Genomic DNA, 25,264 nt, shown 5'->3' with positions numbered 1-25,264 from the left:
CGGGAAGGCGCGTCGCGGCCCTTGCCAGTCACGGGGGGCGGTGGGAGATTCTCGGTGGCCCCGTCCGGCCGTTCAGCCGAATGCGTTTCCCGCGAAGGAGATGCCTCGTGCCCACGACGTCGACAGGGAGCGGCAGAGCCGGCGCACTCGTTCTGCCCCAGGCCCCCGAAGGATTCCGCAAGGTCCTCAAGGCACTGCGCGCCCGGCCTCCCCTGCGGAGCGCCCGGCTGCCCGCGGAGCCGCCCTGGCGCAGCCGGTTCGTCGCGCCGGGCGGCGCCGGAGCGGTGACGAGCCTGCGGGAGTTCGGCTATCGCGACGAGGAGCTGTGGCGGTGGAGGGGGCGGGTCGACGACGCCGCGATCGCCGGCCCGTGGCGCGTCCTGACGGACGAGGGGCTGGACTGCCTCACCACGGTGTGCCGGCAGCTCGAAGGGGCGGCGCAGGACGCCGGGTTCACCGCGACGCGCCGACTGCGCGCCGCCGACCTGCTCTCGCCGTTCATCGCGAACATGATCCGCGACCGGGACTTCCTCCTCGCCTGCTCGAAACGGGTCGGCGTCCCGCTGATCCCCCATCCGCTGCGGCTGCCCACGGCCCAGATCAATTACGGCGAGGGCCGCGGCCGGCAGGGCGGCGTCCGCTGGCACCGCGACGGCATGGATTACGTCTTCACCCTTCAGCTGAGCGGCTACGAGGACTACGACGGCGGCCGGTTCACCTACTTCCAGGGGCGCACGGACGAATTCCCCGGGCCGGGGCGGCAGGATTCCCGCTTCCGGGAGGCGGACTGCGGGGAGCGCGGCGCCACGCTGTTCCTCCACGGCAGCCGTATCTTCCACGCGGTCACACCCGTGACGAAGGGCCATCGGGTGACCTTGGTCGTCTCGCTCTTCTGCCCCTATTTCGCGCGGCAGGATTCGAATACGTTCTGGCACCTGGCGGCCGACGACGGCATTCCGGCGACCGTTCCCTGCTGGCTGCGCCTGAAGCGTCCCGTGCGGAATCCCGCCGTGGATTACAGCCTGCGCGCCGGCAGCCCCGTCGTCACGTGGGACGACCTCCGCTAGGCCCGGGGGTGCGCTCGGCGGCACGGGCGGCGTCCGCCGGGCGCGCAGGGGCAATCCGGCGCGCTCCCCGGCGTGCGCGCACGGCTGCGATACCGCGGGCGGGGAAGGGCGCGCCGGGCGGCGCAGGAAAAGAGCGGGCCACAGATCATTTCCCTTCCGGGCACCGATTCCCGCCCTGTCCGTAACGGCCCGTAAGGCGCTGCCATTTGATCCATGCCATGCACATGCATACCCGGAACGGCGAGCAGAAGGACCATTTTTCACATGAGGCCTGGTGAGGCCGGAACCCCGCGCTCAGCGCGCTGCCGCCGCCACCCTTTTCGAACAGGAATCCATGCCATCCGTATGGTCATCACATCGCCCTCGATCAAGTAATACGCTCCGAAAAAAGTGGCCGGAACAAATATCCCCCGGCCCAACCCGGCCATGATTCGCTGACCGCGTATGTACGCATACCGCCCGACCACGGCGAGGAGAAGTTGATGGCCGAAGTCAAGAAAATGATCACTCCGACGCCCACGGCGTCGTCGCGCCCCTGCGGGTTCGTCTCACCCGACAAGGGCAACGCACCGACGATCACCCCGGTGCCGAAGGCGGAGTCCGTCCGCGCGGAGACCGAGGAGAAGGCGCCGGTCACACCTGCCTAGTCGTCCCGGCGCACCGGATCCGACGGGCCCGCCGCGATCCACGCCCGCGGCGGGCCCGTTCCACGAGCGCTCTCCCCCGGCCCGCCCGGGCCCGTTCCGGCCCGGTGCGGCCCGGCCCGTTCGAATCGCACCGTTTCCAGGAGGAAGTCCACCGATGTCGGCTCCGGTTTACCAGTCCTCCCGCTACGTCCGTACGATGCGCACCGCCAAGGACCGTGACTTCGCCCGGTTCGGCGGCCGGCTCGACGCCTACGACGGCACCGAGCGCACGGTGGCCTTCCACTCCCTCTTCGGCAACGCCCGCCTGGTGGACCGCGACACGGTCGAACTGCTCCGCGAAGCCGCCGGGGGCATCCCCCTGGACCTGCTGCGCGAGCGGGCCGGCAGCGAGACCGTCGACAGCCTGATCGAGGCACAGTACCTCGTGGAGGCCGGACACGACGAAGCGGCGCAGATCGACGAACTCCTCGCCGCCCGGGGCGAGGCGCTCAGCAGCGGCGTCTTCCACTCCTCCATCCAGCTGGTGCTGACCAACGCGTGCAACTTCTCCTGTCAGGGCTGTTTCGCCTACAACTTCGACGGCGGAGTCGAGGAGCGCAACACCTCCGGGGAGTCCGTCAAGCCGGGCCCGGTCCTCGTCCAGCTGCGCACCGCGCGCGGCGACAGCGGGCCGACGCTGGCCCGCGGCGACTGGAACGAGGGCACCGACGGCGCCCGCAACCCCTCGATGCACATGTCCCCGCAGGTGGCGGAGAAGACGCTGCGCGAAGCGGTGGCGCTGCGCAAGGCCAACGGCGGCGGCGAGCTCACCGTGTCCTTCTTCGGCGGCGAGCCGACCCTCGCCCGCAACACGATCCTGCACATCCTGCGCACCTTCGGGCACTTCCACGACGGCGTCTCGCTATCGTACGACATGACGAGCAACGGCTCGCGCATCGACGCCGAGCTGCTGCAGGCTCTCGCCGACTACCGGGTCTCGACCACCGTGTCGATCGACTACCTCGTCCCCGAGACCGGCGAGTTCCGCGGCGGGCAGCAGCAGCGCACGCCGTGGCCGGTGGTACGCAAGGCCATCCTCGACATGAAGGCCGCGGGCGTGCCCGTCAGCATCACCACCGTCCTGTCGCAGTACACCTGGGACAAGTGGGGCACCCCGCTGATCGACTTCGTCGCCGAGGCCGGCCTGGACTCCCTGGACGTGATCGTCTCCTTCCAGGCGCGCGAGTTCTTCGAGCAGCACAGCCCGCACGACGTGGCGCAGAAGCTGCTGTCCGCCGTCGACTACGGGCGCGAGCGCGGCGTCCAGCTCAGCGGCTACTGGTACCAGACGTTCCAGATGATCGCCGACGAGGCGAAGTGGGCGGCCCAGGCCGACTACAAGACGTGCCCGGCCGTGGGCCGGCAGCTGTCCATCGAGCCCAACGGCAGTGTGTTCGCCTGCAAGGCGACGGCTCGCAAGCTCGGCACCATCGACGACTGGCGGGGCGTGTTCAACTCCTCGGCCTACCGCGACTACGGCATGCGCGCCTACACCAACGGGCCCGGCTGCCAGGGCTGCGAGCTCCAGGGCACGTGTTCGGGCGGCTCGGCGGGCGCCCTGGAGGAGGAGAACGGATCCATCCAGGTGATGTCCCCGGGCTACTGCGCGTACATGCGCGAAGTCGTGCAGGGGCTGCTGGAGCGCCACCACGCCCAGTTCTGCGCGGGCGTCTGAGGAGCCCGGCCGATGCCGACGATCGGTCTCAACTTCGGGCACGACGGGGGCGCGGCGCTGGTCCGCCCCGGGGGCCTCCACGTCATCGAGGGCGAACGGCAGGTGGGGCTGCGGCACGTGTGCGGCGGCAACGCCCGGTTCGCCGACGAGATCGGCCACTGGGTGAACCGGCTGCACGCGCTCGCGCGCGGCCCGGTCACCGCGGTCGCCGTCGCCGACTGGTACACCCCCGCGTGCCGGATCCTGCCCGGGGGGCTCGTCGAGCTCGTCTCCGAGGACATCACGTGGAGCCGTCCGGGCGACGCCCTGGCCACGTCCGTGCTGCGCCCGGTCAAGTCCGTGGACTGGCCGCTCGCCGACGGCCCGGCCGGCCCGCTGCCCGTCGTGGCCGTGCGCCACCACTACGCGCACGCGGCCCTGGCCTACTACACCTCCGGGGCGGCCAAGGCCCTCACCCTCGTCCTGGACGGCACCGGCAACTACGCCGAGTGCGGCATGGTGTGCCTGGGCGACGGCCCGTCGCTCACGCCCGTCCTGTCCTTCAACAACCGCACCGGCCCCCGCTTCGGGCTGGTCTACGAGGCACTGGCCCGCCGGGTGCACGGCGGGCAGTTCGACACGGGCAAGCTGCTGGGCCTGGCCGCCACCGGCGCCACCGACCCGGAGCTGCTGCCGGTGCTGCGCACGATGCTCGCCGGGGAGCGCGCCCGGCGCGCCGCGCCCGACCTCCTCGCACCCCTCGGCGGCCAGGCGCCCGCCGGCAGCGCCCTGCGGTACGAGGACACCTGGTATCCGTACGACGAAGACGCGGGCGGCTACCTCGACGGACTGCTGGCCGACGCCACCGACGACGACGTGGTGCACTCCTACGGCGGCGTCTTCCCCGACGAGATCCGCACCCCGCGCGGGCGCCGCTACCTCGTGGGCCACAGCCCGGGCGACCCGGTGTGCCGCGCCCTGGCCGCCACGCTCCAGACGGCCGTCGAGGAAGACCTCGCCCACCTCGCCGCCGGGCTCCACGAGCGCCACCCCGGCTATCCCGTGCTCTGCTACGCCGGGGGCTGCGCCCTGAACATCACGGCGAACACCCGCGTCGCGGAGAGCGGTCTGTTCACCCGGGTCTCCATCCCCACCTGCTGCGACGACTCGGGGATCGCGCTGGGCGCGGCGCTGGCCGTGGCCGCGCCGGAGGACCGGCCGGCCGCCGGCGGGGTCCGTCCCGGTGCGGACCTCGCCTACTGCGGGCCCCCGCTCACGGGGCGCGGGCCGCTGCGCACCGGGCGGACCCGGCTGACGCCGGCGAGCGACACCGCCCTCGTCGACCACGTGGCCGCCCTGCTCGCCGAGCGCAAGTGCGTGGCGTGGCTGGCCGGCGGGATGGAGACCGGGCCGCGGGCCCTGGGGCACCGGTCGCTGCTCGTCTCGCCGCACTGGACCGGCGCCCGGCGCCACGTCTCGCAGACCATCAAGCGGCGCGAGTGGTTCCGTCCGGTGGCCCCGCTGTGCCCCGCCGAGGTGGCCGACGCCTACTTCACCGGCCCCCTCGACCACACCGGCACGATGCTGTTCGCGGTGCGCGTCCGCGAGGAGATGGCGGAGCTGCTCGCGGAGGTGCGGCACATCGACGGCACCGCGCGGCTGCAGACCCTGCACGCCGCGGAGCACCCGCTGCTGCACCACCTGTGCCACGCGGTGGCCCGCCGCACCGGACTGCCGATCCTCATCAACACCAGCGCCAACGGCGGCGGACGGCCCATCCTCAACGACCTCGGGGACGCGCTGGAGCTGCTGGACACCACGGCCCTGGACGCCGTCGTCCTGGCCGACGAGCGGGCCGTCATCACCTGACGGCCCCGGTGACCGACCGCCCCGCCCGCCCCGCCCGTGGAGCACGATTCACAAGGAGCACCGAACATGGCGAGGACCCAGCTCAGGGACATCCGCAAGGAGCTGCCCCTGCGTGTGCTGTCCCCCGAGGACTGGGAGCACTGGACCACCCGCGGCCACGTCGTCGTCCGGCAGGCCGTGCCCGGCGAGAACGTCGAGCGGCTGGCGAAGGCCCTGTGGGAGTTCGAGGACATGACGCCCGGCGACCCCTCCACCTGGTACGCGGGCCGCACGGACAACCAGCGGCTGCCCGGTCACAGCGGCCTGGTGGAGATCTACAACCACCAGGCCATGTGGGACAACCGGCAGACGCAGCGGGTGTACGACGCGTTCGTCGACATCTGGGACACCACCGACCTGTGGGTCGTGATCGACTTCGCCAACGTCAACCCGCCCAACCGCGGCAGCCGCGAGTTCGAGGGTTTCGTCCACTGGGACGTCGACACCTCGCGGCGGCCGCTGCCCATCAGCTGCCAGGGTGTGCTCTCGGTCAGCGAGGGCAACGAGGAGATCGGCGGCTTCCAGTGCGTGCCCGGCATCTTCGAGAAGCTGGACAGCTGGCTGGAGGAGCAGCCGCCGGACCGCGACCCGATGACGCCGGACATCACCGGCTACGAGATCGAGACGCTGCGCGTGGACCCCGGCGACCTGATCATCTTCAACAGCCTGCTGCCGCACGGAGTGCGCCCGAACCGCTCCGCGGACCGGGTGCGTATGGCACAGTACATCTCCATGGCGCCCGCCCTGGAGGACGACGCCGCGCTGCGGGACAGCCGCGTACGGTTCTGGCGGGACCGGATCCCGCCGCACGAGCACGAGCACCACGGAAGCCCTCGCAAGAAGGAGCGCGAGCTCTACGGGCGCGCCGAGCTCACTGCGCTGGGCGAGCGGCTCCTGGGGCTCACGAGTTGGTCGTGACCGCGCCGGGCGGCGGGGCCGCGGGGCACGGCCGGACGCGGAGTGAGATCCCTTGACCGACACCGGCGCACCGGTCCGCAAGCCCGTGCTGGGCAGCCGCTTCCGCTGGCTGTGGTCGTCGTCCGTGGCGTCCAACGCCGGGGACGGCGTCACCCGCACCCTGCTGCCCCTGCTGGTGGTCGCGAGCCACCCGCAGCCGATGGTGGTGGCCGGGCTCACGGCGGTCAACATGCTGCCGTGGCTGCTGTTCGCGCTGCCCGCGGGCGTCCTGGCGGACCGCCACGACCGGCGGCGCATCCTGCTGGTCAGCAACGTCACGCGCGCGGCCGCGCTGCTGGCGGCCGTGGCCGCGTTCGCGGCGGGCACGTCCCTGGCCGTGCTGTACGTGCTGTCGTTCGTCCTCGGCATCGCCGAGACCCTGGCGGAGACCGCGGCGCCCGCGATGCTGCCCGACATCGTGGCATCGGAGCATCTGGAGCACGCCAACGGCAGGCTGTTCGCCCCGCAGATCATCCTCAACGAGATGGCGGGACCGCCGCTGGCCGGTCTCCTGGTCGGGGTCGGCGCGACCCTGGCCCTGGCGACGGGCGGTGCGCTCTACGGGCTCGCCGCCGTCCTGCTGCTGGGCCTGGCCGGAGTCAGGGCCGCCCCGCGCGCGGCGCCCCCGCCCGGCACGTCCGCGGCCCGGTCCCTGTGGCAGGACCTGCGCACGGGCGTCTCCTTCGTGCTCACGCGCGCGGCGCTCACCCGCACGCTGGCCGCAAGCGCCCTCTACGGCCTGGTGTACTCCGCGACGTTCTCGATGCTGGTGCTGCTCGCCTACCGCACCCTGCACCTGCACGCCACGGGCTACGGGCTGCTGCTGACCGTCGGATCCGTCGGCTCGATCGCGGGCACGTGGCTCGCGCCCCGGCTGGCGCGGCGGCTGCCCACCCTCGTCCTGGCGCAGTGGTCGCTGATCCTGTCGGGCGCGGCCTACGTCGGGCTGGGGCTGGCGGACGGCACCGTCCTCGCGGGGGCCGCGATCTTCTGCAACGGCGTCTTCATGATGAGCTGGAACATCCCGGTCCTGTCCCTGCGCCAGCGGTTCGCGCCGCCGGAACTGCAGGGCCGCGTGATGAGCGTGTCACGGCTGTGTTCGTGGGGAACGATGCCGATCGGAGCGGCCCTCGGCGGCCTGCTCGCCCGCACGACGTCCGTCACCACCGTCTTCGTTACGTCCGGGGCCGTCCTGATCCTGGGATCCGTCGCCCTGCTCGCGCCGCTGCGCCAGGACGTGCTCGCCGGCGAACAGCCGGAGACCGCCCGCGTACCGCGGCAGCACACCGACACCGAAAGAGGAGAGCATGACCGCGGAAGCGTATGACACCGTGATCGTCGGCGGCGGCCCGGCCGGCCTCAACGCGGCGCTGTACCTGGGCAGGTCGCGCAGGCGCGTCGCCCTGGTCGACTCCGGCGACGCCCGGAACATGGCGGCCGGCGTCATGCACAACGTGCTCACCAACGACGGGGTGACCATCGCGGACTTCCGGGCCCGCGCCCGCGCCGAAATCTCCCGCTACGGCGTGGAGTTCCTCGACGACGAGGTGATCTCCGTGGCCCCCGAGGGCGACCGCCTGGTGACGACGGCCAAGGAGTCCGGGGCGCTCACGAGCCGCACGGTGCTCTACGCGGCGGGCGTGCGCTCGAAGCTGCCGGACGTGCCGGGGCTCGCCGCACTGTGGGGCAAGGGCGTCTTCGAGTGCCCGTACTGCCACGCCTACGAGGTGCGCGACGGGGACTTCGGCGTCTACGGCGGTGCGGTGCCCGGCGAGTGCCTGGCCGCGACCCTGACCGCCTGGACCTCCTCGCTCACCTATCTGTCGGACCGGCGGGAGCTGCCCGAGGAGGAGCGGGGGTTCCTGGCCGCCTCCGGGGTGACCACCGTGCCCGACGAGGTCGTCGGCGTCTCGGCCCACGGCGACGGGGTCGCCGTCGAGCTGGCAGGCGGCCGCTCGCTGGTCTTCACCGCCCTGTTCCTGCACATGGACACGGAGCCGCGCGTGGAGCCGCTGCGCCCCTGGCTGCAGGCCGCCGACCTCACGTCGGTCCAGACCGACGAGCGCGGCCGGACCTCGCTGCCCCGTCTGTACGTGGCCGGCGACCTGGGCAAGAACATGCAGCAGGCGGCCATGGCCGCCGCCAGCGGCGGGCTCGCCGCCATGGCGATCAACGCCGACCTGGTCCGCGAGGACCGGCCCGGCGCGCTCTACGACCTGCCGCCCGCCGCCCACTGACGCCCGCCGCCCGGACACCCGAGGAGAGCCCTGCCCCATGAAGTCCCCGCGCGCCGAACTCGTCCCCCACATGGAGCACTACACCTTCGTCCTGGAGGACCAGCCCTACATCGGCTTCTTCCAGTACGGCAACGAGCGGACCCCGGTGTACTCCACCGACTCCTGCGGGTTCCGGGTCACCCACACGACGGAGGGGCCCGCGACGGTGGCCGACGGCCGCCCGCCGGGCCCGGTCCGGCTGCTGGCCGGCAGCTCCGCGGTCTTCGGCGTGGGGGCGAGCGGGGACCATGCGACGATCCCCTCGCGACTGGCCTGCCAGCACCACGCACCGGGCCTGCCGTGGCTCAACTTCGCGGGCCAGAGCCTGAATTCGGCGCAGGAGCTGATGCTGCTGACGCTCTTCCAGCACCTGCTGCCCCAGGTGGCGGAGATCGTCCTGTTCTCCGGCGTCAACAACCTCGTCCTCAGCCGGCTGCCCGCGGCGCAGCACGGCCGGCACGGCGCCTTCTTCGAGTGCGGGCCCGCGCCGGACGCCTCGGCGGTGCCGGCCCCGGCCGAGCGGATCGCGCACGCCACCGGGCTGACGATCCGCCACCTGAGCGGGTGGAAGCTGCTGGCCGGGGCGCTCGGGGCGCGGCTGACGTTCGTCCTGCAGCCGCTCGCGCCCTGGGTGCGGGAGCAGCCCGCGGCCCAGGAGAAGGCGCTGTTCGACGAGCTGGACGACGTCTCCAACTGGCGCCGGCTGCACAACGACATCGCGTCGATGGACGTCGGCCGCGCCTACGCGGCGGCCTTGCGCGAGGGCTGTGCGGGGCTGGGGGTGCCGTTCCTCGACATGAACGAGGCCCTCGGGGCGGCGACGGGGCCCGCGGACTGGCTGTTCGTGGACCGGGTGCACTGCGTCGACGCGGGCTACGACGCGGTCGCCCGCGTCCTTGCCGAACGCCTCGGCGCGGCCTGAGAACGGAGGAGGAGGGATCGCATGGCACTGCTCCGCAGGCTCGTGGCGCGGCTGCTGCGCCGCAAGCGGGCGCTGAAGCCGCAGCCCGCGGACGACGCGTCCATCTACCCCATGTTCTGAAGGGAGTGGGGTCCGAAGGGTGCGGGATCCGAGGCGAGAGGGAACTGATGCGGGGAGGGACGGCGCGTGACGCAGTTGGTCCTCGGCCTGTCGGCCTTCTATCACGACAGCGCGGCCGCGCTGGTCGCCGACGGCGTTCCGGTCGCGGCCGCGCAGGAGGAGCGGTTCAGCCGCAGGCGGCACGACCCGTCCTTCCCGCACGAGGCGGTCGGCTACTGCCTGCGGGAGGCCGGGGCGGAGCTCGGTGACCTCGCCGCCGTCGCCTACTACGAGGATCCGGCGCTGAAGTTCCGGCGGGTCCTCGCGACGTACGCGGGGGCCGCGCCGCACGGTCTCCCGTCGTTCCTGGACGGGATTCCGGCCTGGCTCGGCTGGAAGCGGCACGCCACCCGGGCGGTGCGCGAGCACCTCGCCGGGCCGCGGGGACGGGCGGTGCCGGAGGTCGTGGCGCGGCGCCACCACGAGTCCCACGCCGCGTCCGCGTTCTTCGCGAGCCCCTACCCGTCGGCCGCCGTGCTGTGCGTCGACGGGGTCGGCGAGTGGGCGACGACCACCTTGTGGCAGGGCGCGGGCACCCGGCTGCGCCACCTCGCCGAGCTGCGGTTCCCGCACTCGCTGGGGCTGCTGTACTCGGCGTTCACCTACTTCTGCGGGTTCAAGGTCGACTCGGGCGAGTACAAGCTGATGGGCCTCGCGCCGTACGGGACGCCGCGCTTCGCGCCGCTGATCCGGGAGCGGCTGATCGACGTCAAGCCGGACGGCTCGTTCCGGCTGGACCTGCGCTGGTTCGAGTACCTGCGGGGGCGGGTGATGACCGGCCCCGGCTTCGAGCAGCTCTTCGGCGGCCCGCGGCGCACCCCGGAAGGGCCGCTGACCGAGCGGGAGTTCGACCTGGCGGCGTCGGTGCAGCAGGTGACCGAGGAGGTGGTCATCCGGCTGGCCCGTACCGCGCGGCGGCTGACCGGGGAGCCGCGGCTGTGCCTGGCCGGCGGCGTCGCGCTCAACTGCGTGGCCAACGGCAGGCTGCTGGAGGACGCGGGCCTGACGGAGCTGTGGGTGCAGCCCGCCGCCGGTGACGCCGGGGGCTCCCTGGGGGCGGCGCTCGCGGAAGCCCACGAGCGGGGGGCGCCGCGCGCGCACCTCGGCTCCGGGCACGATGCGATGGCGGGCGCGCTGCTGGGCCCGGCGTACTCGGACGACGAGATCGGCGCGTACCTGGACGCCCACGGCATCCCCTACGAGCGCCCGGGCTTCGACGGCGTGGTGCGGCAGGTGGCCGGTGCGCTGGCGGGCGGTGCGATCGTGGGCTGGTTCCAGGGCCGGATGGAGTTCGGGCCGCGGGCGCTGGGCTCGCGGTCCATCCTCGCCGACGCGCGCGACCCGGGCATGCAGTCGGCGCTCAACCTGCGCACGAAGTTCCGCGAGTCGTTCCGGCCGTTCGCGCCCGCCGTGCTGGCCGAGGACGCGAAGGACTGGTTCGACCTGCGCCAGGAGAGCCCGTACATGCTGCTCGTGGGCAAGGTGGCGGCCGCGCAGCGGCTGGCCGCCGAGGTGCCGGAAGGGGTGCGCGGCCTGGACCTGCTGCACGTCCCGAGGTCGACGGTGCCGGCGGTGACGCACGTGGACGGCTCGGCGCGGGTGCAGACGGTGGACGGGCGCCACCCGCGGCTGCGCCGGCTGCTGCTGGCGTTCCGGGAGCGCACCGGCTGCCCGGTGCTGGTGAACACCTCGTTCAACGTGCGCGGCGAGCCGATCGTCCGTTCGCCGCGGGAGGCGTACGCCTGTTTCATGCGGACCAACATCGATCTGCTGGCGCTGGGCGGGTTCCTGCTGCGCAAGGAGGAGCAGCCGCCGTGGCAGGAGGAGCGGGACTGGCGTGGCGAGATCCCGATGGACTGACTGCCGGGGAAGGAGGTGCGACGCCGTGCGGACGGTGCTGCTGACCGTGGTGTACTACCTCGTCGTCACCCCGTGGGGCTGGTGCCGGCGGCGGGTGCGCGACCCCCTGGCCCGGCGGTGGCGGCCGCGGGCGCGGACGTACTGGCACTTCACGGCGGGGAGCGGCCCGAGCGGCCCCGGGGAGCGCTGAGGGCGCAGTGAGACGGGTTGCGGCCGGGACGGGTGTGCCTATGGTGGAAATCAATCATGACGCACGTCACCGGTCCGGACGGTCAGCTCCGGGCGCCGCGCCTGCCGCATCGCGCACGCCTCCTCGTCGTGGCGGCGTACGCCCTGCTGGGCACGGCCGTCGTCATGGACCTCGCGTCGGACCCGCGCTGGACGGTGTCCCCCGTCCTGGCCACCGCGCCGGTCCTCGCCAGCATCGGCTCCCGGAAGGCGCGGGTGCCGATGCTGGTCGGCCTGGGGGCGCTCGTCCTCGTGGCCCCGCTGGCCTTCGCCGACGACGAGGTGCCGGCGCTCGTCCACCTGACGTCGGGCTTCACGGTGCTGGCCATCACGTGCGTCAGCACCGCGAACGTGCTGCTGGTGGCCACGCGCGAGCGGGAGCTGCTGCAGTCGCGGTCGGTGGCGGAGGCCGCGCAGCAGACGCTGCTGCGGCCGCCGCCCGAACGGCTGGACGGACTGCGGGTGGCGGTGCGCTACCTGGCGGCCGCGGCGGAGGCCCGCGTGGGCGGCGACCTGTACGAGACGCTGTCGACGCCGTTCGGGAAGCGGCTGCTGCTGGGGGACGTGCGGGGCAAGGGGCTCTCCGCGATCGACACGGCGGCGGCCGTGCTGGGGACGTTCCGGGAGGCCGCGCAGGTCGAGCCGTCCCTCACCGCCGTGGCGGGGCGCCTGGACGCCACGATGTGCCGGCGGCGGCCCGGCGAGGAGTTCGTGACCGCGGTCCTGGTGGAGGTGGCCGAGGCGGGCCGGGCGGAGCTGGTGAACTGCGGGCACCTGCCGCCGCTGCTGTGGCGGGCGGGCCGGGTGAGGGAGGTGCCGACGCCGGTCCCCCAGCCGCCGCTGGCACTGCTGGGCATGGTGGAGGACGCCTACCACGGGCAGTCCTTCGTCTTCGAGCGGGGCGACCTGCTGTTGCTGTTCACCGACGGGGTGACGGAGGCGCGGGACGCGGCGGGCCGCTTCTACCCGCTGGCGGAGCGCCTGGCCGGCATGCCGGAGTCGTCCCCGGCGGCGCTGCTGGACCGCATCGTCGCGGACCTGCTGGCCTACGCGGGCGGCGAGCTGTCCGACGACGCGGCGCTCCTCGCGGTGCGGCGCGAACAGTGATGCCGTCCAACGCGACGGTGACATCTGCCTCTTGGCGGTTCCGCCTGTGGTGCATAGCGTCGTTGGCATGCAGACGATCACGTTGGGCGGAGTGGACATCACCCGCATCGTGGAATGGCACGCGCCGGTCTCCCCCGTCCCCGCCATCTTTCCCGCCAGCACCCCGCGGATGTGGAAGGAGAACGAGTCGTGGCTGGCGCCGGACTTCTGGCGGCCGGCCACCGACCAGATAGTGTGCAACGTCCAGACGTGGGTGTTGCGCAGCGAGGGCCGTACGGTGCTCGTGGACACCGGGCTGGGCAACGACAAGGACCGGCCGCACATGCCGGACTGGTCGCACCTGAAGACCGGCTACCTGGAGCGGCTGGCCGCCGCGGGGGTCCGTCCCGAGGACGTGGACGTCGTCGTCAACACCCACCTGCACTCGGACCACATCGGCTGGAACACCCGGTTACGGGACGGGGTGTGGGTGCCGACGTTCCCGAACGCGACGTACCTCGTCGCCAAGGCCGACTTCGACTACTGGAACCCGGACGGCCCGCACACCCCCCGGGGCGTCCTCGGGGACCTGAGCCTCGCCGAGGGCGTCGCCGAGGTGTTCGAGGACAGCGTGCTGCCGGTGCACCGGGCCGGGCAGATGGTGCTCTGGGAGGGCGAGGGCCACCGCATCGACGCGGGGCTGAGCCTGGAGGCCGCTCCCGGGCACACGCCGGGCTCGGCCGTGGTGCGGCTGGAGTCGGGCACGGAGCGCGCCCTGTTCATCGGCGATCTGGTGCACAGCCCGCTGCAGTTCTCCGAGCCCGGCTGCGACACGTGCCTGAGCGAGGACCAGGCACAGGCCACCCGTTCGCGCCGGCGGTTCCTGGAGGAGGCCGCCGACACCCGGGCCCTGGTGTTCCCGGCGCACCTGCCGGGGCACGGCGCCGCCGAAGTGCGCCGGGAGGGCGGGAAGTTCGCGCTCGCCCGGTGGGCGGCGTTCGACCGGACGGAGGACGGGGACCCGGGCCCGTCCTGACGTGCCGACGGGCCGGTCCTTCGGGACCGGCCCGCGGTGTCGCTCGCACGAGGTGCGCTACTTGCCCGGCCTGATCGCGAAGGGCAGGTCCTGGTGGAAGAAGGAGAGGTCGCCGTTGCCCACGGTCAGGCCCGCGTCGGCCTTGGTCACGTCGCGCGGGGCCGATCCGGCGACGGCGAGCCGCAGCCGGTAGGCGGCGGTGGCGCCCGGCGCCAGCGGGCCCTTGGTGACCGGCAGCAGCGCGGCGCTCATGCCGGGGTCGCAGCCGCCGGCGACGAGCTTGACGCGTTCCCAGCCGTGGCCGGGGCGGTACTGCTGCAGGACGAGGTCCTTGGGGGCCAGGGCGTGGGCGGTGCCGGCGCCGTAGGCGAAGTAGGAGGCGTAGAGGGAGGGGTAGGGGCGGTCGGTGGTGTTCTTCACCGTGAGGGTGAAGGGGGCGCTCGCCGCGCCGCCGCGGTGCAGGGCGGTGCCGCTCTTCCAGCCGCCGGCCTTCACCTCCGGCCGGGTGGCCGTGGCGGTACGGGCCGGGGCGCGCAGGGTGCGGCCCTTGCCGTCCTCGACGGAGGGGGTGACCGTGACGGTGCCCGGGCGGTCGAGGTCCTGGATGCGCAGGGTCACGCTGTGCGGGCGGGAAGCGCTCGCGTCCGCGGTGAGGGGGAAGGTGAAGACGCCGTGCGTGCCCGAGCCGGAGGGGCGGGTCTTCAGGTCGGTCCAGCGGTGGGTCTGCGGCACGTAGCGCTGGATGACGAGGGAGTCGGTGCTGAAGCCGCGGCTGCGGACGTCGAGCCGGACGGTGCCCTTGCTGACGGGCGCGCGCAGCGTGAGCCCGGCGCGCGACCACAAGCCGATGGGCAGCTGGGAGGGCAGGCCGAAGGAGAGCTTCTCCGCAGCGGTGCCGACCGCGGCCGCCGGCGGCTCCGCCGTGGCGGCGCCCGCAGCGGCGGCCTCGGCGGCGGACGGCCTGCGCGCCTCCTGGTCGCTGCCGCAGTCCGGTGCCGCCTGTGTGCTGCCGGCGGCCGGTATGGCCGCGGCCGTCCCGGGCGTCCCCGCGACGAGGATCAGCCCGGCCGCGAGCGCGGCCACCGATCCCATGGCGCCCCGCACCGCCGGCGACCGCCGCTGCGCGACTCTTCGTGACATGTACCGCCCCCTGCTTTCGGGTCGTACGCACACTCGTGCGTCCTCGACGTACGAGATTGCCTTCCGTAGCTGATGGTTCCCTGTGCGATCGGAAATACCACGGAATCTCGTAGTTGTGCCGCGCATCGGTCCGGCGCGACACCCCGGATGCCGCAAGGCCGGACGAAGAGCGTGCCCCGGCGCGCGGTGCGCCGGGGCAACTGTACGGCAGTTCGGGCGGTATGAGTGCGGGTCAGCCGGTGCCCTGCGCCTGGATCCGCAGCAGCGAGGCGGCCAGCCGGTCCACCTCCTCCGCGGTGTTGTACAGCGCCAGCGAGGCCCGGGTCGCGGCCTCCACCCCGTAGTGGCGCAGGGAGGGCTGGGCGCAGTGGTGGCCCGCGCGGACGGCGATGCCGTCCTGGTCGAGCCGGCGGGCCACCGCCACCGGGTCCTGACCGGCGAGGGTGAAGGTCAGCACCGCGATCTTCTCGGGCGCGCTGCCCAGGACGGTGAGGCCCGGCACCGCGGCGAGGGCCTGCCGGGCGTGGCCGAGCAGGGCGGTCTCGTACGCGGCGACCGCGTCGCGACCGAAGGAGGTCAGCCAGTCGATGGCGGCCTTGAGGCCGACGACGCCGGAGATGTGCCCGGTGCCGGCCTCGAAGCAGTGCGGCGGCGGAGCGTACGTGACGCGGCCGAACTCCACTTGGTCGATCATGTTGCCGCCGCCCTGCCAGGGCGGCATGGAGGCCAGGACCTCCGGCTTGGCGTACAACGCCCCGATGCCCGTGGGGGCGTACAGCTTGTGCCCGGAGAAGACGTAGAAGTCGCTGTCCAGGTCCTGCACGTCCACGGGGAAGTGGGCGACGGCCTGGGCGCCGTCCACCAGTACCTTGGCGGCGTAGCGGTGGGCCAGTGCCGTCATCTCCTTCACCGGCGGCACCGTGCCCAGCACGTTGGAGGCGTGGCTGATCGCGACGAGCTGTGTGCGGAAGGAGAGCAGGCCGGCGTAGGCGTCCTGGTCGATGCTGCCGTCGGGCAGCAGGGGGATCGGCACGACCCGGGCCCGCCGCTCCTTGGCGATCATCTGCCAGGGGACGATGTTGGAGTGGTGTTCCAGGGTGGAGACCAGGATCTCGTCGCCGGGGCCGAGGTTGGCGCGGCCCCAGCTCTGCGCGACGAGGTTGACGGCCTCGGTGGTGCCGCGGGTGAAGACGATGGTGTCGGGTGAGGGGGCGCCCAGGAAGTCGGCGACCGCGGCTCGTCCGCCCTCGTACATCTCGGTGGCCTCGCGGGCCAGGGTGTGCGCACCGCGGTGGATGTTGGAGTTGGCGGTGGCGTAGTAGGCGGCCAGGGTCTCGATGACCTGGCGGGGCTTCTGGGTGGTCGCGCCGTTGTCGAGCCAGACGACGGGGCGCCCGTTCACGGGCCGCTGCAGGAGGGGAACGTCCCGCCGGGCGGCCTCGGGGGTGAATCCGCCGCTGCGGGTGGTCGCGCCGCCCGCGGTGGGCTGCCGCGGCACGGCCGTCATGCCCGGGGCGTGAGCGCCCCACGACATGTCAGGAGTAGTCATGGTACTTGGACACCTCGACGTTCTGGAGCACGGCGAGGGCGTCCTCGACCAGCACCGCGGCGTTGAAGTAGGCCGTCATCAGGTACTGGGTGATGCCCTTCTGGTCCATGCCCATGTTGCGCATGGACAGGCCCGGCTCGACCTCGTCGGGCACCTTCGAGGGCCGCAGGCCCACCACGCCCTGCTCGGCCTCGCCGACGCGCATCAGCAGGATCTCGGTGGTGCCGGCGCCGTTCGGGCCGGTGATGCGCACCTTGTCGGAGGGCAGCAGGGGGACGCCGCGCCAGGTCAGCAAGGGGCTGCCGAAGCGGTTCTCGATGACCGGGGGCACGCCGCGCCGCGTGCACTCGCGCCCGAAGGCGGCGATGGCGCGCGGGTGGGCGAGGAAGTAGGAGGGCTGCTTCCAGACCTTGCTGAGCAGCTCGTCCATGTCGTCGGGGGTCGGGGCGCCGGTGCGGGTCTGCACGCGCTGGCCCGGGGCGACGCTGTTGAACAGGCCGAACTCGGGGTGGTTGAGCATCGACCGCTCCTGGCGCTCGCGCAGCGCCTGGACGGTCAGGCCGGCCTGGGCCCGGGTCTGGTCGATGGGCTCGTTGTAGAGGTCGGCGACGCGGGAGTGGACGCGCAGCACGGTCTGGGCGAGCGTCATGTGGTACTCGCGGGGGACATCCTCGTAGTCGACGAAGGTGCCCGGCAGGTCGGGCTCGCCGACGTGTCCGGCGGTCAGGTCCACGGGCACTTCGGAGCCGGGCACGGTCCGCTCGCCGGCGTTGAAGGCGGCGAGGGCGGCGCTCAGCGCCTCGTCGCGCTCGGCGAGCCGTGCCAGCTGGTCGCGGTCGGCGCACAGCGCGGTGCCGGGGGTCAGGGCCTGGACGCGGTAGGGCGCGGGGTTGCCGTGGGACCAGGAGTCGAGGTCGAAGAACTGGCCGTCGCCGACGACTTCGAGGAGCGCGTCCTCGCCGTAGCGGCCGGTGGCCCGCTTCTCCGCCCGGCCCTGGACGATGACCCACAGTCTGCCCGTGGTCTCGCCCTCCCGGACCAGGGTCTCCCCGGCCTCGAAGGCGACCTGGGTGAAGGAGGAGGCCAGCTCGCGCAGGAGGTCCTCGCCGGCCTCGCGCAGGTAGGGGATCTCCCGCAGGTCCTCCGGGACGACGTGGTGGGCGTCGTCGTTGCTGTACGTGGTGATCCGGTCGTCACCGAGTATGAAGGTCCGCCGGCGGTTGACGCGGTAGACGCCGGACTCGACGTCCACCCACGGCAGGGCGCGGAGCAGGTAGCGGGGCGTGATGCCGCGCATCTGCGGGGTGGTCTTGGTGGTGGTCGCAAGCTGCCGTGCCGCGTCCGGGCTGAGACTCAGCCGGTCGTTCATGAGGACCTCCTCGTGTGGGAAACGAGGATGATCGTCTTGTTGGCAACATTGCGGTCACAAGACTGCAGTAATGCAACATGGCTTTAAAATACCGTGACGTGATGGAGCAACAAATGCATGCAGAACTGAACTCGCCTTGTTCGGACGGCTCCTGATCAGGTTCGATTTTCGGACGCACGCCGCGGCGTCCGACGGGCAGGGAGCGTCAAAGCCTCTTCGGTTCCCTGCACAATCGACCGGATTTGATCGTCACGAGCCTTCCTCGCGACCAGTTCTGTTACGCCGCCTCCTGTTGCGGCCGCTTCGGTGACGCCCCCCTCTGCCGCACCCTGCGAACGAGGCGGCGAGCAGGGCGAGCCACACCCCGACCAGCACCAAGTGGGCCCGCTGGGGGACGCCGTGCCAGCCCGGCCGGCCGAAGAGCGGACCGACGGTGAGCAGGGCGGTGGTGAGGGCGGCGGCCAGCACCCACGGCCCCCAGCGGCGGATCAGCGGCCACCGGGTGCCGCCCGCCGCGGCCGCCACCGTCAGCACCATCGAGCCGAACAGCGACGCGTGGGCCAGGGCGCTGGTGGCCGTGTGCCAGGGGTTGACCACCTCGCAGGCGCTGTTCACCGAGGGGGCGCAGCGCATCGGCACGATGACGTCCGCCACGGAGGACGCGGCGAAGGCCACCAGCGACCAGCGGCCCGCGAGGGCGCAGCGGCTGCTGTCCGGCGGGCGGGGCAGGGGGGCCGCCCCGACGGCCACGAGCACGGCGGTGGCGATCTCGATCGCGCCGAACAGCACGTGGAAGCGCTGGTCGGCGGCGTAGAGCTCGCTGACGTAGGAGTGGCGGGCGTCCAGGCCCGTGGGCAGGAGGAACTCCAGCAACCAGGCGTTGTACGCCAGTGCCGCCGCGGCCAGCAGCCACGCCGGGCGCCGCTCGCGCGCGGCCGCCCGCGCCCCGGCGGCGGCCGGGGCCGGGCGGGGCCCGGCCTCCTGCGACCGGGATGCGAGCGGCGCGTCGCGCATCGGAGGTCTCAGACCCGCCGCCGGGCGGCCCGGGTCACGGCGCGCCCCCGGAGCCGGCGTTCCGGTTCTGCGGGCCGTACGCGGGCCCGGGCTCGTTCGGCGGCGACTTCGGCGGGGACGGCGGGGCCGTGGGAGGCGACTCCGGAGCGGACGAGTGCGGCTTCGAGGGCTCGACGCTGCTCGGTTCCTCCGACGCGGGCAGGGCCGGGCCGGACGTCACGCCGCCCTTGGGGGGCGGGATGGGGCGGTCCTTGCTGCCGTCGGTGCCGACCGGCCGCTCGAACCACTGCCCGGTGCGCGGGTCGTAGATGATGATGACGACGATGACGGTGCGGGCCGGGGCGACGGCGACCGTCCGGTTCGACTTGTACGTGCTCCAGCTCTGGCCCCGGGTCTTCGTGCTCCCCTTGATCGCAACGGGCGGGCCCAGCGGGTTGCCGCAGGCGCAGCGCACCCGGGGCACTCCCCGGTTGTCGGCCAGGACGGCCGTGCCGGCCTGCAGCACGGCCTGGTAGGGGGTGGCCGAGCCGTCCTTGTAGCCGTGGTTGGTCACGCGCGTGTCGGAGCGCAGCTGCACGGGGGTCAGGCCGCGCAGGTAGCCGGGGATCTCCCCCGGCTGGATGCCCGCCGCGCTCGCGAAGGCGCGGGACTTCGCCTGGTCGCCCGTCAGGTACGTGATCTGGCGTTCCACGTCGCAGCTCGACTCGTTCTCGCTGCCGCCGTAGAGGCCGGGGCTGGAGCCCTCGATGGTGCGGGTGCCGCCCGGGGCCGGGGAGACGGGGGCCGCGGTCGCCTCCTTCGTGCCCTTGTCCTGGGCGGTGGACGGGGTGAAGGGATCCTTGCCCTCGGCCGAAGCGGCCTGCAGGAAGACTTCCCCGCCGCCCTCCGGCCGGAGGAAGAAGACCGCGAGGGCCGCCGCGACCACCACGGCGCCGCCGACGAGGGCCACCCGGGGCCCCGAGCGCCACCAGGGGCGGCGCGGTTCCCCACCGGGCGGCTGTGCGGCGTGGCCACCGGTCGGCGGAGCCGGAGGGCCGGGCGGCTCCGGGCCGGAGGGCACGTTCCGGGTCCCGCCGGACGAGGGCCAGTCCGCCCGGGTCGGCTCGGGCGGCTCGGCCGGGGTGGGCGGTCCCGCCTGCCCCGACCCGCTCCCTCCACCGGAGAGGGGGCCGGACGGCGGGCCGCTGGGGCGGTCTTCTGACGGTGGTTCGGACGACACGGGCCCTGCTCCTCCGCTTTGGTCCTCTGATGGGTCCTGCACTGGGATGTCACCGCCCCCCGTGATCATTGTGTGCCGCAGACCGGCGCGGCCCGCAAGCGGGGTTCGCCCGGGGAGGGGTGGCCCCGGGAGGTGGATCCCCGACAGGTGGAGCGGGTCGCGCGGGCGTACGTTGGGCTTCCGGGCCCCTCTGCCGGACCCGTTACCCGAACGTCGACGAGGCATGCGGAGGCAGTGTGAGCCAGCCGCCCGGGAGCGCGCCCTCCTTCGTCCGCGTCTGGTGGGACGCCTTCGCCGCCGTGGCCGCCGCGGTGGCGGCGATGTTCGCCGTCGCCGCGCTCGGGCTGTGGGCCGCCGGCGCCGACGGCCTGCCGGGCGCGTTCCCGTCCGTGACCGCGGCCACCGTCGTCTCGGCCGTGGGCGGAACGGTGGAACTGACCGGCAGCGCGGGCGTCCTGGGCCGTACGGGGGCCGCCCTCGACGTCGTTCCCCTCTCGGTGACCCTGGCCGGCGCGATCACCCTCGCCGTCGTCTTCCTGCGCCCGCTGCGGCACCACGCGGTGGCGGGCGGGCGCGACCTGCTCGCCCGCGTCGCCCGGACGGCCGTACTGTGGCTGATCGCCCTGCTGCTCATCGCCCTCGGTGCGCGGCACACCTTCCGGATCGACCTGGGCGACTCCCTCCTCGGCGACATCGGGGAGGTCCTGGACGTCTCGCCCGGCGTGGGCTTCCGCGCGGCCGTGGGGCCCACCCTCGGCTACGGTCTGCTGTGGCTGCTCGTCCTGCTCGCCGTGGCGGTCGCGGCCTCCCGCAAGACGCCGCTGCCGTCGCGGCTGCTGCGCTTCCAGGACCCGGTGCGGCCCGCCGCGTTCGCCGTGCTGGCCCTGCTGCTCGGGTACGTGGTGCTCGGCCTGCTCGTCGGGCTGGTGGCCGCCGTCACGCGCGGCGACCCGGCGGGAACCATGGCGGCGATCCTGCTCGGCCTGCCCAACCTGGCCTGGATCGCCCTGGGTCTCGGCCTCGGAGGCTCCTGGGAGGGGCGCGTACCGGGTCAGTCCCTCGGGCTGCCCCTGCCCAAGGCGCTCACGGCGGTGCTGCGCGAGGGCGGCGAGGGATCGTCCACGGTGACCGTCTCCTCGCTCGCGCAGCACGACGGGCGGGCGTGGCTGCTGGTCGTCGTCGCCGCCATCGCCCTGCTCGCGGCGGGCTTCCTGCTGGCCGTGCGGTCGCCCGCGACGATGCGGCCGTGGGAGCACGCGCTGCAGATGGGGGTGGCGCTGGCGCTCACGCTGTTCGTCGTCGGCACCCTCACCCGCATCTCCGCCCGCGTCGGGCTGTCGCTGCTGGGCATCGGCGACCTGTCGTCCTTCGGCGGCGAGGTCACCCTGCGCCCGCACTTGCTGACGCTGACGGGCGTGGGCCTGCTGTGGGGCATCGTCGCGGGTTACCTGGGCAGCCTGCTCTCCCGGAGGGCCGGGCGCCGGGGCCCGGTGGAGGAGACCGCGGAGCCGGAGCGGGGGCGGGCGGAGGGGCCGGGACCCGCCTGAAGGCCCTGCCTGAACTCCCGTCTCGCGCTCAGCGCCACCGCTCCGGGAACACCACCGCCGCCCACCGCGGCGGCTCCGGGACCTCGGGCGGCTCCGGGACGTCGGGCGGCTGCGTATCGCCCGCCGACGCGGACCGCAGGGCCGCCACGAACCCGCAGCAGCTCTCGAAGCGCTCGTCCGGCACCTTCGCCAAGGCTTTGCCCAAGACCTCATCCGCCGCGGCCGGCAGCCCGGGCTGCCGTTCCGACAGGTGCGGCGGCGCGTCGTACTGGTGCGCCCACAGCAGCGCCATGTCGTCCTCGCGCCGGAACGGCGGCGCTCCCGTCAGCATTTCGAAGACCACGCACCCCAGGCTGTACACGTCGCACCGCCCGTCGACGGGCTTGCCCGCGATCTGCTCGGGGGCGACGTAGTCCAGCGTGCCGACGAACTGACCCACCCGCGTGTACCCGGTCAGGGACAGCGACTTCTTCGTCAGCCCGAAGTCGGTGAGGTACACGTGTTCGGGGTGGTCGCTGTCGGTGCCCTCGGCCACGAGGATGTTGCCCGGCTTGACGTCCCGGTGCACGAGGTCGTGGGCGTGGGCGGCGTCGAGCGCGGAGGCGACCTGACCGGCGATGCGGCACACGGCGGCCGGGTCCAGCGGGCCCTCGCGGTCGAGGAGGGCGCGCAGGTCCTGCCCGGCCACGTACCGCATGGCGATGTAGAGCTGCCCGTCGGCCTCGCCGGCCTCGAACACCGGGACGATGTGCGGGTGGTCGATGGCCGCGGCGACCTGCGACTCGTGCGCGAAGCGCTTGCGGAAGGTGTCGTTGCGGGCCAGTTCCGGGGCGAGCAGCTTGAGGGCGACGATCCGGCCGAGCCGCAGGTCGCGGGCGCGGTAGACGACGGCCATGCCGCCGCGGCCCAGTTCGCTCTCCACCTCGTACCCGGCGATGCGGCGGCCGATCAGCTCGGACGGGCGTTCCCCGGCCGGGGCCATCAGCTCTCACCGCCGGGCCCGGCCGGGGAGGCGAGCGCGGCCATGTCCGTGCCGTCGCAGTAGCACCACACGTCCCGTCCGGCGTCGTAGAGCCAGAGGGAGTCGCCGTCCATCACGGCCCCGATCCGCAGCCCCCGGGTCGTGCGGCCGAAGGTCTCGCCGTCCATGCGCCCGGCGGCGAGGTCCTCCATCGCCGTGCGGTACTGCCCGAGGGCGTCCTGGACGCGGGCGAGGAGGTCGCGCGCGTCGCGCGTCCGCTCGGGCAGGCCGCCGGCCTCGGGCGGTCCCTGCGGGAGGGACACCAGGAGCCGGGCGTCGGTCCACGCGGCCCAGCCGTTGGAGCACAGCACCTGCCCCCACTCGCCGCGCCGCTCCACGAGCCGCACGGGCAGCAGCGGGTCCAGTGGCTGGGTGGGCACGGTCCCGTCGGGGGCGGTCCAGGTGGCGAGTCCGCCGGGGGGAACGACGTGGGTCGGCAGGAATCCGGGGATGCCGCCGGACGCGCTGCCGGGCGAGAGGGGGACCGTGCTCATGGATGACTCCGACTCCGTCACTTCCGCATGACCGCGGGCTCGTGGCGGCGCAGGAGGAGGGCCACCAGCGAGGCGAACACGAGGGACAGGACCACCATCATGCCCATGTCGAGCAGCCAGGTGCCGACGGCGTGCCGGAAGAGCGGGTCGCCTCCTCCGGCCGAGGGCGGGAGCTGTCCGGTGGCGGGCGGGATGTGGGTGAAGTCGATCGTGGAGCTCATGGCCGCCAGCGCCCAGCGCGAGGGCACCAGCCAGGAGAGCTGTTCCAGCACCAGCTTGTCGTTCAGCTCGATCATTCCGCCGCAGAAGACGACCTGGACGAGGGTGATGAGCACCAGCAGCGGCATGGTGACCTCTTCGCGGCTGACGATCGCCGACACCAGCAGGCCCAGCAGCATGGAGGTGAAGGACAGCACCGCCAGGGCCAGCGTCATCTCGGCCAGGGGCGGCATGAGCACGCCGTTCCCGCCGGGCGCGCGGGTGTCGACGCCGCCCAGGCCGACGATGGACAGGACGATGGCCTGCGTCACCGTGATCACACCGAGGACGATGATCTTCGACATCACGTAGGCGGACCTGGACAGGCCCACGGCTCTCTCGCGCCGGTAGATGACCCGTTCCTTGACGAGTTCGCGCACGGCGTTGGCGGCGCCCGTCAGCACGCCGCCGACGCACAGGATCAGCAGGACGGTGTTCGCCTTGTCGGCGGAGGCGAACCGGGTGCCCGAGGACAGCCGGGCCATCGCGCCGGTGACGAACGGCAGCACGATCATGATGATCAGGAACGTCCGGTCGGTGCTCAGCGCCCTGACGTAACGGCGCATCAGCGTCCACAGCTGGGCGCCCCAGCTCTGGGGCTTGGGCGGCGGCGCGGGCGCCGCCTCCGGCGCGGCCGCCGCGGCGGCGCGCGGCTGTTCGGCGGCGGCCGCGACGTACTGCCGGTGCTGGGGCGAGGCGCGGTACTCCCCCGGCCAGTCCCGGTTCTTGTCGTTCTCGAAGGCTTCGAACGCCTCGGGCCACTCCTTGAAGCCGAAGAAGCCGGGAGTGTCGCCGGGCGGTCCGTAGAAGGCGGTCCGCCCGCCGGGGGCGAGGACCAGCAGCCGGTCGCAGACGTCGAGGCTGAGCACGCTGTGGGTGACGACGATGACCGTGCGGCCGTCGTCGGCGAGGGTGCGCAGCGTGTTCATCACCGAGCGGTCCATGCCCGGGTCGAGGCCGGAGGTGGGCTCGTCGAGGAAGAGCAGCGACGGCTTCGTCAGGAGTTCGAGGGCGACGCTGACGCGCTTGCGCTGGCCGCCGGAGAGGCTGTGGATGGGCTGGTCGGCGCGCTGTTCGAGGCCCAGTTCGCGGATGACCTCCTCGACGCGGGCCAGCCGCTCGGCCTTGGCGGTGTCGCCCGGGAAGCGCAGTTCGGCGGCGTAGGACAGCGCGCGGCGCACGGTGAGCTGGACGTGCAGGATGTCGTCCTGGGGGACGAGCCCGATGCGGGCCCGCAGCTCGGCGTAGTCGCGGTAGAGGTCGCGGCCGTCGTAGAGCACCGCGCCCTGGTCGGCGGGGCGCAGGCCGGTGAGGGCGTTGAGGAGGGTGGACTTGCCCGAGCCGCTGGGGCCGACGACGGCGAGCAGGGACTTCTCCGCGACGGGGAAGGAGACGTCGTCGAGGAGCCGCTTGCGGCCCCCGTCGGCGTCGACGTGGACGCACAGGTCCTGCACGTCGAGGGAGATCTCGCCGCTGTCGACGTACTCCTGGAGCTGGTCGCCGACGAGGCAGAAGGCGGAGTGGCCGATGCCGATGATGTCGCCGGGCAGGACCGGGGCGCGGCGCACGGGATGGCCGTTGAGGAAGGTCCCGTTGTGGCTGCCGAGGTCGACGATCTCGTGGGCGCCGCCCGGCCCTGAGCGCAGTTCGGCGTGGTGCCGGGAGACGACCAGGTCGTCGACGGCCACGTCGTTGTCGGGGCCGCGGCCGATGCGCACGGTGCGGGGAGGCAGCGGGCGTACGGAGGTGGGCTGCCGGAAGGTGCCGGTGGCGGCGGGCTGGGCGACGGACGAGGGCCGCTCGGCCCGGGGCGG

21 protein-coding genes are annotated in these 25,264 nt (G+C 73.4%); 13 read left to right on the top strand and 8 right to left on the bottom strand.

Annotation, left to right across the window (positions count from 1 at the left end):
- Positions 1 to 107: 107 nt before the first annotated feature.
- The 12 genes from ACSNOG_RS09830 (at position 108) to ACSNOG_RS09775 (ending at position 13,839) form a co-directional block, all read left to right on the top strand.
- Entirely contained in the window at positions 108 to 1,067 is a 960-nt protein-coding gene (locus tag ACSNOG_RS09830) for a 2OG-Fe(II) oxygenase (RefSeq protein WP_436752192.1), read from the top strand.
- 482 nt (positions 1,068 to 1,549) lie between these two features.
- Positions 1,550 to 1,714, top strand: coding sequence for a hypothetical protein (locus ACSNOG_RS09825; protein ID WP_436752191.1), 165 nt, complete (start codon positions 1,550 to 1,552; stop codon positions 1,712 to 1,714).
- A 154-nt stretch (positions 1,715 to 1,868) separates the two neighbouring features.
- Positions 1,869 to 3,428, top strand: coding sequence for a radical SAM protein (locus tag ACSNOG_RS09820; protein WP_436752190.1), 1,560 nt, complete (start codon positions 1,869 to 1,871; stop codon positions 3,426 to 3,428).
- Positions 3,429 to 3,440: 12 nt separating this feature from the next.
- Positions 3,441 to 5,276, top strand: coding sequence for a carbamoyltransferase C-terminal domain-containing protein (locus ACSNOG_RS09815; RefSeq protein ID WP_436752189.1), 1,836 nt, complete (start codon positions 3,441 to 3,443; stop codon positions 5,274 to 5,276).
- A gap of 66 nt (positions 5,277 to 5,342) precedes the next feature.
- On the top strand, positions 5,343 to 6,233 hold the full coding sequence (locus ACSNOG_RS09810) for a phytanoyl-CoA dioxygenase family protein (RefSeq protein WP_436752188.1): 891 nt from the start codon (positions 5,343 to 5,345) through the stop codon (positions 6,231 to 6,233).
- Between the two features lie 52 nt (positions 6,234 to 6,285).
- Positions 6,286 to 7,599: an MFS transporter gene (locus ACSNOG_RS09805; protein ID WP_436752187.1), complete on the top strand. Its 1,314-nt coding sequence runs from the start codon at positions 6,286 to 6,288 to the stop codon at positions 7,597 to 7,599.
- Positions 7,580 to 8,509, top strand: coding sequence for an NAD(P)/FAD-dependent oxidoreductase (locus tag ACSNOG_RS09800; protein WP_436752186.1), 930 nt, complete (start codon positions 7,580 to 7,582; stop codon positions 8,507 to 8,509). Before ACSNOG_RS09805 ends, ACSNOG_RS09800 begins: the two co-directional genes overlap by 20 nt.
- Positions 8,510 to 8,546: 37 nt before the next feature.
- Positions 8,547 to 9,470 (top strand): SGNH/GDSL hydrolase family protein, encoded by a 924-nt coding sequence (locus ACSNOG_RS09795; protein WP_436752185.1) that lies wholly within the window; start codon positions 8,547 to 8,549, stop codon positions 9,468 to 9,470.
- A 186-nt stretch (positions 9,471 to 9,656) separates the two neighbouring features.
- Entirely contained in the window at positions 9,657 to 11,489 is a 1,833-nt protein-coding gene (locus ACSNOG_RS09790) for a carbamoyltransferase family protein (protein ID WP_436752184.1), read from the top strand.
- A 25-nt stretch (positions 11,490 to 11,514) separates the two neighbouring features.
- A complete protein-coding gene (locus ACSNOG_RS09785) occupies positions 11,515 to 11,679 on the top strand; it encodes a hypothetical protein (protein ID WP_436752183.1) in 165 nt (54 codons plus the stop codon).
- A gap of 56 nt (positions 11,680 to 11,735) precedes the next feature.
- Positions 11,736 to 12,824 carry a PP2C family protein-serine/threonine phosphatase gene (locus ACSNOG_RS09780; protein ID WP_436752182.1) on the top strand — a complete coding sequence of 363 codons (1,089 nt, stop codon included), beginning with the start codon at positions 11,736 to 11,738 and terminating at the stop codon, positions 12,822 to 12,824.
- Positions 12,825 to 12,891: 67 nt separating this feature from the next.
- Positions 12,892 to 13,839 (top strand): MBL fold metallo-hydrolase, encoded by a 948-nt coding sequence (locus ACSNOG_RS09775; protein WP_436752181.1) that lies wholly within the window; start codon positions 12,892 to 12,894, stop codon positions 13,837 to 13,839.
- A 57-nt stretch (positions 13,840 to 13,896) separates the two neighbouring features.
- Here the strand turns inward: ACSNOG_RS09775 and ACSNOG_RS09770 are convergent, their stop codons facing one another.
- The 5 genes from ACSNOG_RS09770 to ACSNOG_RS09750 form a co-directional block, all read right to left on the bottom strand.
- Positions 13,897 to 14,979 carry a hypothetical protein gene (locus ACSNOG_RS09770; protein WP_436752180.1) on the bottom strand — a complete coding sequence of 361 codons (1,083 nt, stop codon included), beginning with the start codon at positions 14,977 to 14,979 and terminating at the stop codon, positions 13,897 to 13,899.
- Between the two features lie 232 nt (positions 14,980 to 15,211).
- Complete coding sequence (locus ACSNOG_RS09765; RefSeq protein ID WP_436752179.1) at positions 15,212 to 16,528, bottom strand: SufS family cysteine desulfurase; 1,317 nt, start codon at positions 16,526 to 16,528, stop codon at positions 15,212 to 15,214.
- Positions 16,515 to 17,897 (bottom strand): family 2B encapsulin nanocompartment shell protein, encoded by a 1,383-nt coding sequence (locus ACSNOG_RS09760; RefSeq protein ID WP_436752178.1) that lies wholly within the window; start codon positions 17,895 to 17,897, stop codon positions 16,515 to 16,517. The genes ACSNOG_RS09765 and ACSNOG_RS09760 overlap by 14 nt, the downstream gene beginning before the upstream one ends.
- 249 nt (positions 17,898 to 18,146) lie before the next feature.
- The gene (locus ACSNOG_RS09755) at positions 18,147 to 18,911 is read right to left on the bottom strand and encodes a DUF998 domain-containing protein (protein ID WP_436752177.1); all 765 of its coding nucleotides are present in this window, start codon (positions 18,909 to 18,911) and stop codon (positions 18,147 to 18,149) included.
- 34 nt (positions 18,912 to 18,945) lie between these two features.
- Positions 18,946 to 19,860, bottom strand: a complete 915-nt coding sequence (locus ACSNOG_RS09750; protein WP_436752176.1) for a DUF6777 domain-containing protein — start codon at positions 19,858 to 19,860, stop codon at positions 18,946 to 18,948.
- A gap of 506 nt (positions 19,861 to 20,366) precedes the next feature.
- Here ACSNOG_RS09750 and ACSNOG_RS09745 point away from each other — a divergent pair.
- The gene (locus tag ACSNOG_RS09745) at positions 20,367 to 21,677 is read left to right on the top strand and encodes a streptophobe family protein (protein ID WP_436752175.1); all 1,311 of its coding nucleotides are present in this window, start codon (positions 20,367 to 20,369) and stop codon (positions 21,675 to 21,677) included.
- Positions 21,678 to 21,705: 28 nt separating this feature from the next.
- Here the strand turns inward: ACSNOG_RS09745 and ACSNOG_RS09740 are convergent, their stop codons facing one another.
- The 3 genes from ACSNOG_RS09740 to ACSNOG_RS09730 all read right to left on the bottom strand — a co-directional run.
- Positions 21,706 to 22,659 carry a serine/threonine-protein kinase gene (locus ACSNOG_RS09740; RefSeq protein ID WP_436752174.1) on the bottom strand — a complete coding sequence of 318 codons (954 nt, stop codon included), beginning with the start codon at positions 22,657 to 22,659 and terminating at the stop codon, positions 21,706 to 21,708.
- On the bottom strand, positions 22,659 to 23,192 hold the full coding sequence (locus ACSNOG_RS09735) for a hypothetical protein (RefSeq protein ID WP_436752173.1): 534 nt from the start codon (positions 23,190 to 23,192) through the stop codon (positions 22,659 to 22,661). Before ACSNOG_RS09735 ends, ACSNOG_RS09740 begins: the two co-directional genes overlap by 1 nt.
- Before the next feature lie 17 nt (positions 23,193 to 23,209).
- The coding region (locus ACSNOG_RS09730) for an ATP-binding cassette domain-containing protein (protein WP_436752172.1) at positions 23,210 to 25,264 on the bottom strand (2,055 nt) is incomplete at its 5' end.

Origin of the sequence: Streptomyces sp. URMC 124, from assembly GCF_051386455.1 — a bacterium.
In the GTDB taxonomy this organism is placed as follows: domain Bacteria; phylum Actinomycetota; class Actinomycetes; order Streptomycetales; family Streptomycetaceae; genus Streptomyces.
This window is presented reverse-complemented; position numbering and strand designations above follow the sequence as displayed.

Bases quoted from the DNA above. Each gene is read 5' to 3' on its own strand.
- ACSNOG_RS09825 (WP_436752191.1), top strand. From the start codon at position 1,550: ATGGCCGAAGTCAAGAAAATGATCACTCCGACGCCCACGGCGTCGTCG.
- ACSNOG_RS09820 (WP_436752190.1), top strand. From the start codon at position 1,869: ATGTCGGCTCCGGTTTACCAGTCCTCCCGCTACGTCCGTACGATGCGC.
- ACSNOG_RS09815 (WP_436752189.1), top strand. From the start codon at position 3,441: ATGCCGACGATCGGTCTCAACTTCGGGCACGACGGGGGCGCGGCGCTG.
- ACSNOG_RS09810 (WP_436752188.1), top strand. From the start codon at position 5,343: ATGGCGAGGACCCAGCTCAGGGACATCCGCAAGGAGCTGCCCCTGCGT.
- ACSNOG_RS09800 (WP_436752186.1), top strand. From the start codon at position 7,580: ATGACCGCGGAAGCGTATGACACCGTGATCGTCGGCGGCGGCCCGGCC.
- ACSNOG_RS09795 (WP_436752185.1), top strand. From the start codon at position 8,547: ATGAAGTCCCCGCGCGCCGAACTCGTCCCCCACATGGAGCACTACACC.
- ACSNOG_RS09780 (WP_436752182.1), top strand. From the start codon at position 11,736: ATGACGCACGTCACCGGTCCGGACGGTCAGCTCCGGGCGCCGCGCCTG.
- ACSNOG_RS09775 (WP_436752181.1), top strand. From the start codon at position 12,892: ATGCAGACGATCACGTTGGGCGGAGTGGACATCACCCGCATCGTGGAA.
- ACSNOG_RS09770 (WP_436752180.1), bottom strand. From the start codon at position 14,979: ATGTCACGAAGAGTCGCGCAGCGGCGGTCGCCGGCGGTGCGGGGCGCC.
- ACSNOG_RS09765 (WP_436752179.1), bottom strand. From the start codon at position 16,528: ATGACTACTCCTGACATGTCGTGGGGCGCTCACGCCCCGGGCATGACG.
- ACSNOG_RS09760 (WP_436752178.1), bottom strand. From the start codon at position 17,897: ATGAACGACCGGCTGAGTCTCAGCCCGGACGCGGCACGGCAGCTTGCG.
- ACSNOG_RS09755 (WP_436752177.1), bottom strand. From the start codon at position 18,911: ATGCGCGACGCGCCGCTCGCATCCCGGTCGCAGGAGGCCGGGCCCCGC.
- ACSNOG_RS09740 (WP_436752174.1), bottom strand. From the start codon at position 22,659: ATGGCCCCGGCCGGGGAACGCCCGTCCGAGCTGATCGGCCGCCGCATC.
- ACSNOG_RS09735 (WP_436752173.1), bottom strand. From the start codon at position 23,192: ATGAGCACGGTCCCCCTCTCGCCCGGCAGCGCGTCCGGCGGCATCCCC.